Source organism: Salipiger bermudensis (genome assembly GCF_020171625.1).
In the GTDB taxonomy this organism is placed as follows: domain Bacteria; phylum Pseudomonadota; class Alphaproteobacteria; order Rhodobacterales; family Rhodobacteraceae; genus Salipiger; species Salipiger bermudensis_B.
This window is the reverse complement of record NZ_JAIUZY010000004.1, coordinates 39,853-56,724: the sequence shown is the minus strand read 5'-3', so window position 1 is coordinate 56,724 and position 16,872 is coordinate 39,853. Positions and strand designations below refer to the sequence as shown.

Sequence of the window (16,872 nt, the reverse complement as noted above, 5' to 3'; positions counted from 1 at the left end):
CGTGCGCTTAGAAACGGTAGTTCAGGCCGACGGTCGCGGTGGTCGCGCCGACTTCGAGATCGTCGTTGTCGAAATCGCTGAACTCGTTGTACTTCACGTCGCCGCTGAGGGTGACGTTGTCGGCCACGTAGGTCTCGGCGCCGACGCCCACGTAGTAGCCGTTGGAATCGCCGGCATCGAGGCTGCCGCCGTCGGTCATGGCGCGGGCATAACCACCCTGGCCGTAGACCATGGTCTTGCCCAGGTCGTAGCCGAGACGGCCGCCGACGCGGGCCATGCTCTCGAGATCGCCGGCCTCGCCGAGGTCGATGTTGGTGCCCTCATACTCCACGCCGGCACCGGCAACCCAGTTGCCGAAATCGTGGTCGTAATAGGCGTTCAGGCCGTAGACGCCGCCGTCCGAGGTCTCGTCTTCCGGACCGTCGGGATCGGCATAGCCGTAACCCAGCTGCACACCGACCGAGGGACCGGTCCAGTCGCCGGTCACCGGCGATGCGACGGGGGCGACGGGCGCCACCGGTGCGGGCTCGATCGGGGTCTGATCAAGAGAACCCGCGAAGGCCGGGGTGGCGAGGAAAGGGACGAGGATGAGCGGTTTGAAGGTCATGTCTTCTGCTCCATTGCTTTTGTGTCTCGCGCCGAGCCGGGGGAAGGTCCGGTGCGGCGACTGGGGAGATAACCACCACCCCGCCGTTCCGCTCCACACGGACCGATCACATGATCTTGCTGTTGCGGAACCGCGACGAATTTGCGGGTTTTCGGCCCCATTTGCAGGAATGTGCCGGCGCGTGATCGGCCTTCGGCAGGGTTTGGCTCGGCTCACGCCACGTCATTGGAACCTTTTCTAAGGCGCGCTTCCGCGGCGAGGTTTTTGGCCGGGGTTCGCGCGTGGGGGCGGATGGTGAAACGTCAAGTTGCGTGCGCGGCGCGCCGCCAGCGCGTTTGGGCCGTTCTGGCAAGTCCTCGCTGTCCGGGGTCGGGCGAGCGCGTCGCCCCTTTGATCCGGCGGGAAACACTGCCTAACTCTGTCGGGACGGCGCAGGATGCCCCTGTGCCCGACGATACTGACAACCGGAGATCCCGGAAGGAGACGTCATGAAACTCAATGGTATGCTTCTCAAGTCCACCGTCATCGCAGCTCTCGTGGCCGCGCCCGTCGCACCGGTCATGGCCCAGACCATGGACGAACCTGCCGCAACCGAGGCGCCCGCGCAGGCGGCCCCGGAAACCATGCCCGAGACCCCGTCCGCCGGCTTCAGCGAGGATGAGCTGAGCTCCTTCGTCAACGCCGCGATGGAAGTGCAGGCGGTGCAGGAAGACTACATGGCCAAGATCGAGGCCGCGCCGGAAGATTCCGAGCGTCAGGCGCTGGTGCAGGAGGCCCAGGAAGAGATGGCCACCGCGGTTGAGGAGACCGACGGCATGGACGTGCAGACCTATAACGAGATCGGTCAGGCCGCCCAGACCAACCCCGAGCTCAACGAGCGCATCCTCGCGATGCTTGAGACCCGCCAGCAGGGCGGCGCCGAGACCATGACGGAATGATGCGGGCGTAAGCTCTGAATTTTCGGGAAAGCCGCCCTTCCGGGCGGCTTTTTCTTTGTCGCTACGCTCTGGGATTTTGAAGCCGCGCCATTGCCGGCCTGCGGGGTGGCGATCTCACTTTCGAGCCTTTCGCTTTGACGTGGCCACGCCCGAAAGATCTCGTAGCACAGCGATGCGTTCACCAGATCGCCAGCCGTCCGGGCGGCGCGCCGGCCTCCGGCCTTGAGACCACGCCGACACTGCTCGGACGGGCGCGCAAGGCGAAGCCCAATAAGGGCCGATTGCGGGCCCTCAAAAGGAAAGGGCGCCCGCCGGGCGCCCTTTCGCAAATCCAACCGGGCCCGAAGACCTCAGCTGTCCATCTTCAGCGCCGAGATGAACGCTTCCTGCGGGATCTCGACCTTGCCGAACTGGCGCATCTTCTTCTTGCCGGCCTTCTGCTTCTCGAGCAGCTTCTTCTTCCGGCTGGCGTCGCCGCCGTAGCACTTGGCGGTCACGTCCTTGCGCATCGCCGAGAGCGTCTCGCGCGCGATCACCTTGCCGCCGATGGCCGCCTGGATCGGGATCTTGAACATGTGGCGCGGGATCAGCTCCTTGAGCTTCTCGCACATCGCCCGGCCGCGCATCTCGGCGCGCTCGCGGTGCACCATCATCGCCAGCGCGTCGACGGGCTCGTCGTTCACGAGGATCGACATCTTCACGAGGTTGTCCTCGCGATAGCCGATCATCTCGTAATCGAAGGACGCATAGCCCTTGGTGACTGATTTCAGGCGGTCGTAGAAGTCGAACACCACCTCGTTCAGCGGCAGGTCGTAAACCGTCATCGCGCGACCGCCGACATAGGTCAGGTCGAGCTGCAGGCCCCGACGCTCTTGGCAGAGCTTGAGCACGTCGCCGAGATACTCGTCGGGCACCATGATGGTGGCCTTGATGCGCGGTTCCTCGATATGGTCCACGGTCGACATGTCGGGCATGTCGGCGGGGTTGTGCAGGTCGCGACGCTCGCCGTCCTTGGTATAGAGGTGATAGATCACCGACGGCGCGGTGGTGATCAGCTCGATGCCGTATTCGCGCTCGAGCCGGTCGCGGATCACCTCGAGGTGCAAGAGGCCAAGGAAGCCGCAGCGAAAGCCGAAGCCGAGCGCCGCCGAGGTCTCCATCTCGAAGGTGAAGGAGGCGTCGTTGAGCGCCAGCTTCTCGATGGCGTCGCGCATGTCCTCGAAATCGTTGGCATCGACCGGGAACAGGCCGCAGAACACCACCGGCACCGACGGCTTGAAGCCGGGCAGGGGTGTTTCGCACTGCTTCTTCTCGTGCGTGATGGTGTCGCCAACGCGGGTGTCGCGGACCTGTTTGATCGAGGCGTTGAGATAGCCGATCTCGCCCGGCCCGAGCTCTTTCACGTTGGTCATTGCCGGGCGGTAGACGCCGACATCGTCGACATCGTAGGTGCCGCCGGTCTTCATCATGCGGATGCGGTCGCCCTTTTTCAGGACGCCGTCGATGATGCGAACGATACAGATCACGCCGAGATACTGGTCGTATTTCGAATCCACCAGCATCGCCTTGAGCGGCTTGTTGCGATCGCCCTCGGACGGGGCGGGCAGGCGCTTTACGATGGCCTCGAGCACGTCGGGGATGCCGACCCCGGTCTTGGCCGAGATCAGGCAGGCGTCCTGGCTGTCGATGCCGATGACGTCCTCGATCTGTTCCTTGACGCGGTCGGGCTCGGCCGCCGGCAGGTCGACCTTGTTGAGCACCGGCACGATCTCGTGATCGGCATCGATGGCGGTGTAGACGTTGGCCAGCGTCTGGGCCTCGACGCCCTGCGTCGCGTCGACCACCAGCAGCGAGCCCTCGACCGCGTGCATCGAGCGCGCGACTTCGTAGGCGAAGTCGACGTGGCCGGGCGTGTCGATCAGGTTCAGCACGTAGGTCTGCCCGTCCTGCGCCGGGTATTCGATGCGGACGGTGTTGGCCTTGATGGTGATGCCGCGTTCCCGCTCGATATCCATCGAGTCGAGAAGCTGCTCCTGCATGTCGCGTTCCGCGACGGTGCCGGTGAGCTGGATCAGCCGGTCGGCCAGGGTGGATTTCCCGTGGTCGATATGGGCAACGATGGAGAAGTTACGGATATGCGCGAGATCGGTCATGATTTGCTGGATATGCGGGTGTTTCGCTGGCCGGTCAAGGTGAGTTGTGGGTCTCGGGCGGGTCTTTTGGCAGTGCCGCGCCGCAGCCGCGCGCGGGGCGGGCCCGCGCGCCTCGGCGCAGCGGCGTTTCTGACGGGCTGGTGAATTGAAACCGCCCGCGGTTTCATGCATCTTGTCGCAAAAGCTCCCGAAACAGCAGGGCGATAAGCCCATGGGAGCGCCGAGCGGAAAAGGTGACAGGCGAATGAGAGCGATTTCCTGCGTATTGGCGTTGGTCCTTGTGGCCGGGTGCGGCGGCGGCGGAGGCTCCTCCGACGATTATCGCGTGGTGCGGATGGCCAGCGGGCCGGTGAGCAAGGCGTGCAACAACTCGCAGCGCAGTGCCCGCAACCCGCAGCTCTGCGGCTGCATTCAGGCGGCGGCGGATGTCGAGCTGAGCGGCGGCGACCAGCGCCGGATGGTGCGCTTCTATGACGATCCGCACGAGGCGCAGGAGGTCCGCCAGTCGGACCGCAACCGCGACAAGGAGTTCTGGAAGCGCTATAGCGCCTTCGTGAACCGCGCCGAAAGCATGTGTACGGGGCTCTGAGCCGCGGGCTTTAATGCCAGAGGCTGAAGGTCGAATGTAGGTGCGTCTTTGCGAGCCGGGTGCGATGGGCGCGCGGCTCTTACGCTGCGTGCCCTCCAATTGCGCCTTGGGCTGAGCCGTGCGTATCCGAAGAACAGGGCCCGAGGCAGTCGCTGCCTGTTCCTCGCCGGACGGGCCGCGCCTCCGCTGCCGTTGCGGCCCGCGCGCCCGGCGCATGGGCGAGCCTTAGCCCGCGCGTCGGCAGCGCGGACGATCCATAACACGGGTTACGCCACAAGGCCTCGTCTCGCCCGGCATCCTCGCAACCCCGCCATCACAAGTATCGCGACGCTGGACATGTCGGCCACGCACTCAGGCAGGAGGTCGGGCGCGGGGACCGTTGTCGGAGCCAGCAGGCTCGGGGCAGGACGGCGACGGTTGACCTTTGAGGGGCGGAGTTTCACAAAAGGTGAATATTCGGGGGTGCGGCCTGTCCGCGCCCGAGCGGGAGAGAACCGATGGTCATGAAGGGCGTCACGCTGCGCGGCCTCGAGGTGTTCGAGGCGCTGGCGGCCACCGGCTCGGTGGCGCAGGCGGCCGAGATGACCGGGCTGAGCCAGCCCGCGGTGAGCCAGCAGATGCGCAATCTCGAAACCGCGCTCGGCGCCGATCTGGTCGATCACGGCCGCCGCCCGATGCGGCTGACGCAGGCCGGGCGCTCGTTCCTGCTGCGCACCCAGTCGGTGCTGAGCCAGTTGCGGCTGGCGCAGAACGAGCTGACGGTGATGGACCTGACCCATCTCAGCACGCTGAACCTCGGTGTGATCGACGATTTCGACAACGACCTGACGCCGAAGCTTGTCACCCTGCTTGCCGAAAGCATGACGCGCTGCCGTTTCAAGCTGACCACCGCCCCGAGCCACGAGATCGCCGAGGCGATGGGCGCGCGCAAGCTGCACATTGCCATCGCGGCCAGCGCCGGTGCGGTGACGGAGGGTGTGGTCGAGTATCCGCTGGTGCGCGATCCGTTCATGCTGGTCTGCGCGCGCGGCGCTCTGGCCGAGGCCGGCGGGGCAGAGGCCCTGATGAACGGCCTGCCCATGCTGCGCTATGATCGCGACCAACTCATCGGGCGGCAGATCGAGGCGCATCTGAAGCGTCAGAAGCTCGATTTCCCCGAGCGCTTCGAGATCGGCGCGCACCTGTCGCTGATGACGCTGGTAGCGCGCGGTGTCGGCTGGGGCATCACCACGCCGCTGGGCTACATGCGGGCCGGGCGCTTCCACGAACAGATGGAGGCGCACCCGCTGCCCTTCAGCCCGTTCGCGCGCACCATCTCGCTGTTTGCCGATGCCGACTGGAGCGACCGGGTGCCGCGCGACGTGGCGCGCACCATGCGCAAGCTGGTTTCCGAGCTGGTGATTGCGCCGGCCTTGCGCCAGTTGCCGTGGCTCGAGGGCGATCTGCGCGTTCTGGTCGGAGAGTAGGGCGGGCGGCGTCGCGGCGCCTTTCTCTCGCGGGAAGGGGCGCCTTGGCGCGGCGGTTCACTCCCGGCGCGTTCACCTCCACTAAGCGCGGCGATTAGATTCGGTATTTTCGAATCCGTCAGTCCGTGGCGGCCAGATAGGCGCGCACCGCTGCTTCGAACTCGCGCGGTTTCTCGGCGTGCAGCCAATGGCCGGCGCCAGGGATCTTGGCAAAGCGCGCCTCGGGGAACAGCGCCTTGATGCGGTCGCGGTGTTCGCGGGTCACGTAGTCGCTCTCGCCGCCGGAGAGGAACAGGGTGGGGCCGTCGAAGCGGCCCTCGATCTCGGGGAAGCCGATGATCTTCGGCATCTCCTCGGCCAGCCGGTCGAGGTTCAGCTTCCAGCGCTTCTCCTTGACGTCGAGCGACTGGGTGAAGAACGAGCGCAGCGTCGGTTCCGGCACGTGGCGGGCGAGCTGGTCGTTGGCGTCCGAGCGCTTCTCGATCGCGTCGAGATCGACGGCGCGCATCGCCTCGATGTACTGGATCTGGCTGTGGTCGTAGGCCACCGGCGCGATATCGGAGAGGATCAGGCGGTTGACCCGCTCGGGCCGGGTCAGCGCCAGCACCATCGCCGCCTTGCCGCCCATCGAGTGGCCAAGCACGTCGGCCTTGCCGCCATGCGCCTCGATCACCTCGGCCAGATCGCCGGCCATGTCCTCGTAGCTGTGGCTGTCGGTCCAGGGCGAGTCGCCGTGGTTGCGCTGGTCCACCGCGATCACCTGCCGCTCGTCAGAGAGCCGCTTGGCGATGACGCCCCAGTTGCGCCCCGAGCCGTAGAGCCCGTGAACGATGAGAAGCGGTGGTGTCGCACCTTGGGTGCCGTGCAGGATCGTGTTCAGCATGGCCCGTTTCTAGGAGAGGGGCGCGGCAAAGGGAATGCCCCTGTTGCCGATCCGCGCGGTTTGGCAGGCGCTGTGGCCGCGCCCCCTTGCGCCGCCCGGCCAAATCGGGAGATCTGTGGTCCATGTCGATGGATGGCGCACAGGAAACCAAGGCCGCGGTCGTGCGGCTCGACCGGCTCTTCGAGAGCCGTCTCAAGCTCACGCGCGGCGATTTCGACGCCCGTGCCGCCAAGGCGCAGCGCCGTCTGCCGCACAAGCTGCGCAAGGATCTGAAGCGGATTCTCGAGGCGCGTCGCTTTGCCGACCACCCCAAGCTCGCGCGGACGATCGATGCGCCGACGATCCGCGCCGCGGCGGGGCGGCTCGAGCGGCACCTCAAGGCGGTCGACCTCGCCGATCAGCGCAAGGGGCGGCTTCTGGGCATCCTCGCCAGCATCATGGCCGGGATCATCGTCGTGGTCGCGCTGACGGTGATCGTGCTGCGCTGGCGCGGCTTCGTCTGAGCCTGCGCGCGCCGGTCAGTCGGGCAGCGCGGTTCCGTTGAGCCGCAGGAACAGGCTTTCCTCGTCATCGTTGCGAAAGAACGGCACCGAGACCGGCGGGGCGGCATCATGGGCGCGGGCGGCGACCTCGGCCAGCACCACCTCGGTGATGAAGGGCATGTCGAAATCGCGCAGCGCGTCGAGCGCGATCCATTGCAGGTGGCTGAGCTCGTCCGAGGCGGCGGAGAAATCTTCGGCATCGGTGGCGAGCGCCTCGGCGTCGACGAGGAAGAACCGCGCGTCGAAGCGTCGGGGGCGGCCCGGCGGCGTGATGGCGCGGAACACGAACTGCAGGCCCGAGGCGTCGGGCAGGTGGCCGGTTGCGGCAAAGCCGCGCCAGTCCGCGGGCGGCTCGGCCCAGTCTCCGGGCGTGCCGAGAATCAGCCCGGTCTCTTCCCAGAGCTCGCGAATCGCCGCGACGGCCAGCGGATGGGCGAGGCCCTCGGGGCTGTCGTCGCCAAGCCGGGTCTCGCAGAGTGCGGGCAGGGGGCGGCTTAGCGGCACCTGCGCATCCTCGGGGTCCACGGCCCCGCCGGGGAAGACGAACTTGTTCGGCATGAAGGCGGCCTTGGCGCCGCGCTGACCCATGAGGATGCGCGGCGCGGTGGCCCGGTCGCGCATCACGATCACCGTGGCCGCGTCGCGGATCGCTGTCTTGTCCTGGGTCATCTGCTCTCCTGCCGATGGGGCGGGGCTTGTCCGGGCGCTAGAACCCGTACATCCGGCGGGCCCATTGGTAGCCCACGATCGCGCCTTTCAGTCTCGGCAGAAGATAGAGGGACAAGCCGATGCAGCCAATGGAGAATATGGTCACAAGGATCAGCGGATCGGGGCGCCAGGCCACGAAGGTGATGTGCAGCGCCGGCGCCATGATGTGTCCGACGATCAGGATCGTGAGATAGGCCGGGCCATCGTCGGCGCGGTTGTGGTGCAGCTCCTGACGGCACGAGGGGCAATGATCGCGCACCTTGAGATAGCTGCGCAGGATCGGGCCTGAGCCGCAATTCGGGCAGCGGCCGCGGAAGCCGCGCAGGATCGCGGGCCAGGTCTCGCGCTCTTCGTCGCCGGTCGCGGTGCTGGTTGCGGGAGCGGCGTCCAGCGGCGCGGCGGCCGGGTCGGTGATCGCGATCTCCGAGGGCGCCTCTGCGCTGTCCTCGTGGGTCTTGGTGGTGTCGTGCATGATCTTCCTCGCTCCTCCTCGAAGCGTGACGAAAGCTATACGCTAACAGAAATACGCACGCTGTCCTTGCGGCGCCATGTCGCAAAGCAATGTGGAGCCTGCATCTTTCGGCTGCAACCCGTGCCGTGACGTGGCGGGGCTGCCGGGTGTGGACGGGGTGGTCGAAAAATCTGCGACGGGATGTCTCCACCCGTGCGTGAAAGGGACAGATCGGCGGCCGAGGGCGCGCCGGTGACCCGCGAGAAACAGGAGATCGCAGCAGATGACACGCATGAGCAAATGTCTGACCGGGGCCGCCCTTGCCGTGATGGGATCGGCAAGCCTTGCGCTGGCGCAGGGACAGTCGCACGAGGGACGGGGGCACGAGGGACGGGCGCCGATGATGCTCGAGATGTTCCGCAGCCTGGACGCCGATGGCGACGGGGTGGTGACCGCGGAGGAGCTGTCCGCGGCCGGCCCGGCCGCCGCCTTCGCGGAGGCCGATGCCAATGGCGACGGCGCGCTTGAGGGCGATGAGCTGACCGCCTTCCGCGCGGCGCAGGAGCGCGCCCGCGAAGAGCGCCGTCAGCAGCGCATGGTCGCGCGGCTCGACACCGATGGCGACGGGAAGCTGAGCCTCGAGGAAATCGAGGCGGGCAGCCGGCGCGGACCGCAGCAGGTCTTCGACCGCCTCGACACGGACGACAATGGCGAGGTGAGTCTCGAAGAACTGGCCGAGGCACAGCAGAGGATGCTGCAGAAGATGCACGCGGGCCGCGCCGAGATGCGCGAGCGCGGTGGGCGTGACGGCCACCACCAGATGCGCGCCGGGGGTCATGGTGGCCCTGGTGGCAAGCACTGGCACCAGATGCATCACGGCGCGGACCGCACGGGTCCGGGGGCACAAGCCCCGGCAGACCCCGCACCGTCGCCCGAAGCGGCGCCCGAGGCGCAGGACTGACGCTGCGGGCGGCGGCCCCGTGCCGCCGCCACGCGCCGTTGCGTTGCGGCCCGGCCCGGGCTAGCGCAGTTGGATGGACCGGATGCCATATGACGCGATGAGCGACAGCAGTGACGAGGATCTGCTCGCGGCCTATGCGGCCGGAGAGCCCGCCGCGGCGCGGGCGCTCACCCTGCGTCTGGGTCCCAAGGCCTTTGGCGTGGCGATGCGGATGCTGAAGGACCGCGCCGAGGCCGAAGACGTCGCGCAGGAGGCCCTGCTGCGGCTGTGGCGCGCGGCACCGGGCTGGCGCACGGGTGAGGCCAAGGTCTCGACCTGGCTCTACCGGGTGGTGTCGAACCTCTGCATCGACCGGATTCGCAAGGCGCGGGGCGGGCATGTCGATCTCGATGCGGTGGCAGAGCCGCCCGATCCGGCGAGGTCGGTCGAGCAGGAACTGCAGGAGACGGCGCGCGGCGCGGCCTTGCAGGCGGCGCTCGACAGGCTGCCCGAACGACAGAAACAGGCGGTGATCCTGCGTCATCTCGAGGGGCTGGCGAACCCCGAGATCGCCGAGATCATGGACATAGGCGTGCGTGCGGTCGAAAGTCTGACTGCGCGGGGCCGCAAGGCGCTGGAGGGCCTGCTCGGGGCCCGCCGCGCAGAGCTGGGATATGACGATGAGTGAGAAGCGCAGGGCAGAAGAGGCGGGGCTGGGCCCGTGGTTCGAGGCGGGCCGCGCCGAGGCGCCTGCGCCTTCGGGCGACTGGCTGGCGCGCATGGAGGCGATGGCGCTGGAGGAACAGCCGGCAGCGCCGATGCCCGAGGTCGCGGACCTCGCCGCGCGCCCGCGCCGCGGGCCGCGGCTGCACGATCTGATCCCGGCGCTTGGCGGATGGCCCGCGGTGGCCGGGCTCGCGGCGGCCTGCGCCGCAGGGGTCTGGCTCGGAGCGGTCACGCCGGCGGGGCTGTCCGGCTGGACCAGCGGGACCACGAGCCTCACGGCCTCTGACAGTTACACCACCTTCGAGCCTGCCAGCGGGTTCGATGTCGCGATGCTGGGATACTGAGCCATGACCGAAGACGCCAAAAAGCCGAAAATGACCCTCGGGATGCGCATCGTGCTGTTTGCTTCTCTGGCCACCAACCTGGCGGTCGCAGGCGTGGTGGCGGGGCTGTATCTCAACCGACCCGACATGGAGCGGGGCGGGCCGCCGCGCGGGCGCGATTTCGTCTTCCCCTACACCCACGCCCTCGACGAGGATCAGCGCCGCGACCTCGGCCGCGCGCTGCGCCACCGGATCGAGGGGCAGCGCGGCGCACCGGGCGATTTCCTCGCCGGGTACCGATCCGCGATCGAGACCTTGCGGACCGAGCCCTTCGATCAGGACGCCTTTGCCGCCACGCTGAACCGGCAGGGCGCCCGTGCCGAGCGCCGGCAGAAAGAAGGGCAGGAGATGCTGGTCGAGTATGTCGCGAGGCTTTCGCCCGAAGAGCGCGAGGCCTATGCCCGGCGGCTCGAAGTCAAGATCGACGAGATCGGCGCGTGGATCCGCAAGCACAAGCGCTAGGGCCGGGCCGGCCTCATCTTCCGGCCCCGACGGCGCGGCATGGCGCCTCCTGCGGGTCGTGCCACGCCATGACCCTGTCGCGCCCCGCATCCTTGGCGGCATAGAGCGCCCGGTCTGCCCGGTCGAGCAGCGCGTCGACCCCCATCGCCGCGCCGATTCCCGACAGCGCGACCCCGATGCTCAGCGTGACCTGCGGATGCTCACGGGTTCCGGGCACGCAGACTCCGCCTGACGCCACCGAGGCGCGCAGCCGTTGCCCGATGGCGTGAGCAGCGCCGGCGCTTGTGTCGGGCAGGGTGACGAGGAACTCCTCCCCGCCGATCCGCGCGAGCAGGTCACCCGGCCGCAGCACGCTGCCCATGCGGCGTGCGACATCGCGCAGGACCACGTCGCCGGCCGCGTGGCCGAAGCGGTCGTTCACCTCCTTGAAACGGTCGAGATCGGCCAGCAGCACGGCAAAGCCGCGGTGTCGGTCCTTGGCTCGCTCGAGCAGGCGCGCGACGTGAGGCAGCGCGTAGCGGCGGTTGAGAAGCCCGGTCAGCGGGTCGATCAGGGCCGCTTTGGCCCCGTTCCGCAGGTCGGCCCTTTGCCGGTCGTGGTTGCGTTTGCGCGTGATCTGACGCGGCAGGCGTAGAGCCAGCTCCTCGGGATCGAGCGCCCCCACGAGCACGTCGTCGGCGCCAAGATCGAGCGCCGCCGCCGCCTGTTTCAGCCGCGCTGCGCTTCCGACATAGAGCAGAGCGGCCTTGTGCACGCTCGGGCTGGCGCGCAGCTGCGTCAGCAGCGTGAGCCCGCCGCGCGGCTGCGGGCCGCTCTCGACGATGATGAAGGCCTCGGGCGGGGTGGCGCTGGCGCGCAGCGCCTCGGAGGCGGTCAACAACTCGACCCGGTCCGGAACGAGAGCTTGAAGCTTGTCGAGCGCCACGGAGATATCGCCCTCCGCCGACATCTCGATCAGCGCCACGCGCGCCGGCGGCTGGATCGCGGCGCCGGCCGCCTCGGCCAGCCCGAGCGTCAGTCCGGTGTCGTCGCGCAGCGACAGGTCGGCGTCGGCCGCGCGCGCGCGCAGCCGGTTGCGCAGACCCGCCAGAAGCAGGCGCCGGTCGACCGGGGCGGGCAGCACATCGTCGGCGCCCGCCGCGAGCAGGGCAAGGCGCTCGGCGCTCGAGGGCGCGCCGCCGAGCAGGATGACGGGCATCTCCGCGCTGGCCTTGAACGCCCGGGCCTTTTCGCAGAACCGCGCCGGATCGATGTCGGGCAGGGCCGTCGACGCGATGACGAGGTCTGGCTGCTCCGCGCGTATCCTGCGCAACGCATCGGCGCCGTTTTCGGTGACGATGACATCATAGAACGCCCGGTCCAGCATCGCTGCCAGCGAGATGCGGTGGGTCGCGAAACCATCGGCGATAAGCACCTTTGCCGTCATTGCAGCCTTTTCCACCATGCGCTACGCAAGCAACCGGGGCGCCAGCGTCCTGATGTGGGAAGTCTTCCCGCAGAATGGTTAATAATCTCTTTCGGATTGTAGGCGTCCCATGGCACTTTCCCGCGACAGCGCTGAACTGATCGGACTTCAGGCGGTGGCCTGGCTGGCCACCAATGACGAGCTTCTGCCGGTGTTTCTTGGCGCCACCGGCGCCTCGCAGGAGGATTTCCGCGCGGCGCTCGAGGACCCGGTGTTTCAGGGCGCGGTGCTCGATTTCATCCTCATGGACGACGCCTGGATCTCCGGCTTCTGCGACGCGCAGTCGTTGTCCTACGAGACCCCGCGCATGGCGCGCGCCATGCTGCCGGGCGGTGGCGAGGTGAACTGGACATGAAGCTGCGCGCCGATGCCGTGCTGTTCGACAAGGACGGCACGCTGTTCGAGTTCGGAGCCACATGGAACGCCTGGGGGTGGGCCGCGCTGCAACACCTCTCCGGGGGCAGCGAGGCGACACTCCACGCGCTTGCAGAGGCCGCGCGGTTCGATCTGGAACGCCAGGCTTTCCGGGCGGACAGCCCGGTGGTGGCCGGCACCAACCGCGAGGCTGCAGCCTGTCTCGCCTCGGTGCTGCCCGAACGCAGCGTCGCCGAGGTCGAGGCCTATCTCGAGCGCAGCGGAGCCCAGGCGCCGCTGGTGGAGGCCGCGCCTCTGGTGCCGCTGATGGCGCAGCTCGAAGCGCTCGGGCTGGCGCTCGGCGTGATGACCAACGACGCCGAGAGCGTCGCATATGCGCATCTCGACCATGTCGGGATTCGCGGCGTGTTCGACTTCATCGCCGGGTTCGACAGCGGCTTCGGGGCCAAGCCCGATCCCGCGCCGCTGCTGGCGTTCTCGGACCGGCTGGGGCTTGCGCCGGACCGGGTGGTCATGGTCGGCGACAGCCCGCACGATCTGAACGCCGGGCGGGCCGCGGGGATGCAGACCGTGGCGGTGCTGACCGGTCCGATCGGCGCCGAGCAGCTTGCGCCGCTTGCCGATGTCGTGTTGCCGGATGTCGGCCATTTGCCGGGCTGGTTGATGGCAGGCTAAGGCGCGCCGGCCCCCGTGACCCGTGCCAGCGCTTTGCCGGAAATTTCGGGCAAATTGTGATTGTTGTGCCGGCGTTAACCTCCGTCTCCGACACTGCCCGCAACGACGGCCAAGCGAAACCACAGCCAAGCGAAGCGAGCGGATAGAACGGATGCACGGGCTTCTGGCGCGGACACTTCAGTGTTTCCTGCAGGATACCTACGGGGCGGGCACCTGGGCCGAGATTGCCCGTCGCGCCGATCTCGACAGCCCCGACTTCGAGGCGATGCTCAATTACGAGCCCGCAACGGTCGCGCGGGTGCTGGAGGCTGCGGTGCTGCGCCTTGACAAAGCCGGCGATGCGATCCTCGAGGATATCGGCACCTACCTCATCACCCATCCCAACAACGAGGGATTGCGCAGGCTGATGCGCTATGGCGGGATCGACTTCATCGATTTCCTGCATTCGCTCGAGGATCTGCCGGGCAGGGCGCGGCTCGCGGTGGCGGATCTCGATCTGCCCGAGCTTGAACTCTGCGATCGGGACGGCGGGGCGTTCGAGCTGATCTGCAGGCCACGCCGCAGCCATCCGCGTGGCCTCGGGCACGTGCTGGTCGGCGTGCTGCGCGCGATGGCCGATGATTATGGCGCGCTGGTCATGCTTGGTCATGCCGGCGAAAGCGCGGCTCACGAGCGGATCGAGATCACCGTGGTGCAGACGGATTTCGCGGCCGGTCGCAGCTTCGAGCTGGGCGGCGCGCCGCCGCGCCAGGTGAAAGGAGGGTGAGCCTGCCGCCCGAGACGATGGCGGCCCTGATGCCGCTGCACATGGCAATCGGCCCGGACGGGCAGGTCGTGTCGCTTGGTCCGACGCTGGCCAAGGTTCTCGACCCCGGAGAGGGGGAGGGCGCGTCCTTTGCCCAGCTGGTCGAGATCTACCGCCCGCGCGCCGTCTCCACGGTGCCGGAGCTTTTGTCGCTCGCGGGGCGCAAGCTGCAGCTGCGCCTTCGCGGTCGTGCCGGGCTGGCCCTAAAGGGGCTGGCGATGCCCGACGGTCACGGGGGGGCGGTGCTCAACCTCTCCTTCGGCATCGGCGTGGTCGAGGCGGTGCGCCGCCATGCACTCACGAGCAGCGATTTCGCGGCCACCGATCTTGCGATCGACATGCTCTATCTGGTCGAGGCCAAGAGCGCCGCGATGGAATCGTCGCGCACCCTCAACCGTCGCCTGCAGGGCGCGATGCAGGCCGCCGAGCAGCGCGCCTTCACCGATCCCCTGACCGGTCTGGGCAATCGCAGGGCTCTGGATCACCTGCTGCAGCGGCTGATCCGCGGCGGCGAGCGGTTCGCCGTGCTGCATCTCGATCTCGATCATTTCAAGCAGGTCAACGACAGCCGCGGCCATGCCGCCGGCGACCGGGTTCTGCAGGTGGTGGCGCGGACGATGCTGGACCTGACGCGCAAGAACGATCTCGTGGCGCGGATCGGCGGGGACGAGTTCGTCATCCTGCCGCTGGGTCTGACCGACCGCGACCGGTTGTCGGATCTGGCGCGCCAGCTGATCGCACGAATCGAGGTGCCGGTTCCGATCGAGAGCGGCACCTGCCAAGTCTCGGCAAGCATCGGAATCTCCCTGCACGATCCCGACTGCCCATCGCCTGACGGTGTCGCGGGGCTTCTGGCGCAGGCGGACGCGGCGCTCTACGCCGCCAAACGCGAGGGCCGCAGCCGCCATGCGTTTGCGTGAACCGCGAGCTCTGGAAGGTTGTCTTCACGTAAGTCGAAAAGAGATGAACTTTTTGCATTCGGAGGTCTTGCGTCCCCCGAACACCTACAGTAATACCGCCGCCACGGTTGGGGTGTAGCCAAGTGGTAAGGCAGCTGTTTTTGGTACAGTGTACCGTAGGTTCGAATCCTACCACCCCAGCCAAGTCTCTCGAAAATTGACGTTTATCGGTGATCGGATCCCACCAGGTCCAACCGATACGTGCCTTTGCTCAAGGCCTGCAACGGCGGTCCTTGCATGGGCGTGCCATCTGGATCGCGGCCTTTCTGAAAGGCGCGTGTCGTCACATCGGTTGGCTCGAAGCAAGGGATTTTCCCCCAGCGAGAACCAGTCCCGCCGCCCGAATCGTGGAGCGTGAGGCCAAGCGCCTCCAGCCTATCGATCTGCGCAGGGGCGGTGGCTTCGAGCCCAAATCCCCCGCACCGCACAGCCTTTGGGTGCGGTCACCACGATTCAGGATACGGGAAAGCGCGCCTGGGATACGGCGGTTGGTCTCAAGAGAGTGTTTGGCCACCGCGCTGACCGCGTCGGTGGTCTCGCGCGTCGCCGCTGCCGCTGTCTCAGCGCGCGGGGCCATCGGGGTGCGTTCGATGATCTGCACCAGCCCCGCCGGCGAGTGCCCTCCGCGAACACACATAGAGACCGTCGGCGATCTCGCCGATGAGGGGCTCGGGCGAGTCGCCGGGGGCTGACGGATGGGCGGTTCGAGAGGGGGCGGCGCGGTCCTCTCAGAGAGGGCAATCACCGCGCCAGAACGGGGTGCTTGAGGTTCAGTGAACCTAATCAGATGAGCCAAGGCACGCGAACTGCATATTTACATGAGCGAAACGAAATCAGATTCATTTAACTTCATCACGTTAGACGGCAATCCCTCCGCTCATAACGGCGAGCGCAGGCGCCTCGCGGGCCGTGGGGGCGCCGCCCGGCATGGAAGCGCGGGCGGCGCGGTGGGGCTTAGCCCTCGGAGCGGATCTGCTCGACCAGTTGACGCATCCCGTCGAGCGGGACGTAGCCGCGCAGCATCTGGTCGCCGAAGACGAAGCTCGGCGTGCCGTTGATCTGCAGCCTGGTCGCCAGCTCGCGGGTCTCCTGGATGCGGCGGGTCACTTCCTCGTCGGACATCCGCGCGATGATCGCCTCGGCATCGAGGCCCAGCGTGTCGGCGAGGCGGCGCAGCACCTGCTCGGAGGGCTCGCCCTCGAGGGTGATCAGCGCGTCATGCACCGCCTTGTAGGCCTCGTCGCCCTCTTCCATCAGCGTGGCGATGGCGAAGCGCGAGGAGGTGACGGAATCCTCGCCGAGGATCGGGAACTCCTTCATGATGAAGCGGATGTTGCCGTCGCTTTCGATCAGCTCCTCGACCTCGGGGAAGGCGCGGCGGCAATAGCCGCAGCGATAGTCCGAGAACTCGACGATGGTGATGTCACCGTCGGGATTGCCGCCGACATAGGAAAAGCCGTCGCGGAACAGCGCGTCGGCATTGTCGGCCACGATCTGCTGGTCGGCCACCGCCTGCTGCTCGGCCTGGCGGTTCTCAAGCGCGTTGACCGCCTCCATGATCACCTGCGGGTTCTCGAGCAGGTAGTCGCGCACCTGTGTGCCGAAGGCCTCGCGCTGCTCGGGGGTCATGTCGGAGATGTCGAAATCCTGCGCCGTCGCCGGCAGCGCGGCGGCGAGACCGGCGGCGAGGGTCAGCGCGGCGGCGGGGCGGGTCAGTCGGGTCAGCATGGCAAGTCCTGTCTTTT

19 protein-coding genes and 1 tRNA gene are annotated in these 16,872 nt (G+C 67.6%); 13 read left to right on the top strand and 7 right to left on the bottom strand.

Annotated features, from left to right (window positions below; all coding sequences use genetic code 11):
• Positions 1-7: 7 nt before the first annotated feature.
• Entirely contained in the window at positions 8-607 is a 600-nt protein-coding gene (locus LCM15_RS06825; RefSeq protein WP_224854733.1) for an outer membrane protein, read from the bottom strand.
• Between the two features lie 488 nt (positions 608-1,095).
• On the opposite strand from LCM15_RS06825, the gene LCM15_RS06820 reads away from it, so the two are divergent.
• Positions 1,096-1,545 (top strand): DUF4168 domain-containing protein, encoded by a 450-nt coding sequence (locus LCM15_RS06820; protein ID WP_224854729.1) that lies wholly within the window; start codon positions 1,096-1,098, stop codon positions 1,543-1,545.
• Positions 1,546-1,895: 350 nt separating this feature from the next.
• Here the strand turns inward: LCM15_RS06820 and lepA are convergent, their stop codons facing one another.
• Positions 1,896-3,698 carry a translation elongation factor 4 gene (lepA, locus tag LCM15_RS06815; protein ID WP_224854726.1) on the bottom strand — a complete coding sequence of 601 codons (1,803 nt, stop codon included), beginning with the start codon at positions 3,696-3,698 and terminating at the stop codon, positions 1,896-1,898.
• A 244-nt stretch (positions 3,699-3,942) separates the two neighbouring features.
• Here lepA and LCM15_RS06810 point away from each other — a divergent pair, with 244 nt between their 5' ends.
• Both LCM15_RS06810 and LCM15_RS06805 read left to right on the top strand, forming a co-directional pair.
• The gene (locus LCM15_RS06810; protein WP_224854723.1) at positions 3,943-4,287 is read left to right on the top strand and encodes a hypothetical protein; all 345 of its coding nucleotides are present in this window, start codon (positions 3,943-3,945) and stop codon (positions 4,285-4,287) included.
• Positions 4,288-4,784: 497 nt separating this feature from the next.
• Positions 4,785-5,753 carry a LysR family transcriptional regulator gene (locus LCM15_RS06805; protein WP_224854720.1) on the top strand — a complete coding sequence of 323 codons (969 nt, stop codon included), beginning with the start codon at positions 4,785-4,787 and terminating at the stop codon, positions 5,751-5,753.
• A gap of 118 nt (positions 5,754-5,871) precedes the next feature.
• Here the strand turns inward: LCM15_RS06805 and LCM15_RS06800 are convergent, their stop codons facing one another.
• Positions 5,872-6,636 carry an alpha/beta fold hydrolase gene (locus LCM15_RS06800; RefSeq protein ID WP_224854719.1) on the bottom strand — a complete coding sequence of 255 codons (765 nt, stop codon included), beginning with the start codon at positions 6,634-6,636 and terminating at the stop codon, positions 5,872-5,874.
• 122 nt (positions 6,637-6,758) lie between these two features.
• On the opposite strand from LCM15_RS06800, the gene LCM15_RS06795 reads away from it, so the two are divergent.
• Complete coding sequence (locus LCM15_RS06795) at positions 6,759-7,139, top strand: hypothetical protein (RefSeq protein ID WP_224854716.1); 381 nt, start codon at positions 6,759-6,761, stop codon at positions 7,137-7,139.
• Positions 7,140-7,154: 15 nt separating this feature from the next.
• On the opposite strand, the gene LCM15_RS06790 is transcribed toward LCM15_RS06795, so the two are convergent.
• On the bottom strand, positions 7,155-7,847 hold the full coding sequence (locus LCM15_RS06790; protein ID WP_224854713.1) for an NUDIX hydrolase: 693 nt from the start codon (positions 7,845-7,847) through the stop codon (positions 7,155-7,157).
• A 37-nt stretch (positions 7,848-7,884) separates the two neighbouring features.
• A complete protein-coding gene (locus LCM15_RS06785; RefSeq protein ID WP_224854710.1) occupies positions 7,885-8,358 on the bottom strand; it encodes a DUF983 domain-containing protein in 474 nt (157 codons plus the stop codon).
• Between the two features lie 262 nt (positions 8,359-8,620).
• Here LCM15_RS06785 and LCM15_RS06780 point away from each other — a divergent pair, with 262 nt between their 5' ends.
• The 4 genes from LCM15_RS06780 (at position 8,621) to LCM15_RS06765 (ending at position 10,848) form a co-directional block, all read left to right on the top strand.
• Positions 8,621-9,298 (top strand): EF-hand domain-containing protein, encoded by a 678-nt coding sequence (locus LCM15_RS06780; RefSeq protein WP_224854708.1) that lies wholly within the window; start codon positions 8,621-8,623, stop codon positions 9,296-9,298.
• An 82-nt stretch (positions 9,299-9,380) separates the two neighbouring features.
• A complete protein-coding gene (locus LCM15_RS06775) occupies positions 9,381-9,965 on the top strand; it encodes an RNA polymerase sigma factor (protein ID WP_224854705.1) in 585 nt (194 codons plus the stop codon).
• Positions 9,958-10,347 carry a hypothetical protein gene (locus LCM15_RS06770; RefSeq protein ID WP_224854702.1) on the top strand — a complete coding sequence of 130 codons (390 nt, stop codon included), beginning with the start codon at positions 9,958-9,960 and terminating at the stop codon, positions 10,345-10,347. The genes LCM15_RS06775 and LCM15_RS06770 overlap by 8 nt, the downstream gene beginning before the upstream one ends.
• Positions 10,348-10,350: 3 nt before the next feature.
• Positions 10,351-10,848 (top strand): periplasmic heavy metal sensor, encoded by a 498-nt coding sequence (locus LCM15_RS06765; RefSeq protein WP_224854700.1) that lies wholly within the window; start codon positions 10,351-10,353, stop codon positions 10,846-10,848.
• 13 nt (positions 10,849-10,861) lie between these two features.
• Here the strand turns inward: LCM15_RS06765 and LCM15_RS06760 are convergent, their stop codons facing one another.
• A complete protein-coding gene (locus LCM15_RS06760; protein ID WP_224854697.1) occupies positions 10,862-12,262 on the bottom strand; it encodes a diguanylate cyclase in 1,401 nt (466 codons plus the stop codon).
• A gap of 121 nt (positions 12,263-12,383) precedes the next feature.
• Between LCM15_RS06760 and LCM15_RS06755 the strand changes: the two genes are divergently transcribed.
• The 5 genes from LCM15_RS06755 (at position 12,384) to LCM15_RS06735 (ending at position 15,271) form a co-directional block, all read left to right on the top strand.
• Positions 12,384-12,668 (top strand): DUF3572 domain-containing protein, encoded by a 285-nt coding sequence (locus LCM15_RS06755; protein WP_224854694.1) that lies wholly within the window; start codon positions 12,384-12,386, stop codon positions 12,666-12,668.
• Positions 12,665-13,363, top strand: a complete 699-nt coding sequence (locus tag LCM15_RS06750; protein WP_224854691.1) for an HAD family hydrolase — start codon at positions 12,665-12,667, stop codon at positions 13,361-13,363. Before LCM15_RS06755 ends, LCM15_RS06750 begins: the two co-directional genes overlap by 4 nt.
• A 151-nt stretch (positions 13,364-13,514) precedes the next feature.
• A complete protein-coding gene (locus LCM15_RS06745; protein WP_224854688.1) occupies positions 13,515-14,129 on the top strand; it encodes a heme NO-binding domain-containing protein in 615 nt (204 codons plus the stop codon).
• Positions 14,126-15,088, top strand: a complete 963-nt coding sequence (locus LCM15_RS06740) for a GGDEF domain-containing protein (protein WP_224854685.1) — start codon at positions 14,126-14,128, stop codon at positions 15,086-15,088. The genes LCM15_RS06745 and LCM15_RS06740 overlap by 4 nt, the downstream gene beginning before the upstream one ends.
• Positions 15,089-15,196: 108 nt before the next feature.
• Positions 15,197-15,271: transfer RNA gene (locus LCM15_RS06735), tRNA-Gln, on the top strand.
• An 810-nt stretch (positions 15,272-16,081) separates the two neighbouring features.
• On the opposite strand, the gene LCM15_RS06730 is transcribed toward LCM15_RS06735, so the two are convergent.
• Positions 16,082-16,855 carry a DsbA family protein gene (locus tag LCM15_RS06730; RefSeq protein ID WP_224854682.1) on the bottom strand — a complete coding sequence of 258 codons (774 nt, stop codon included), beginning with the start codon at positions 16,853-16,855 and terminating at the stop codon, positions 16,082-16,084.
• Positions 16,856-16,872: the final 17 nt, after the last annotated feature.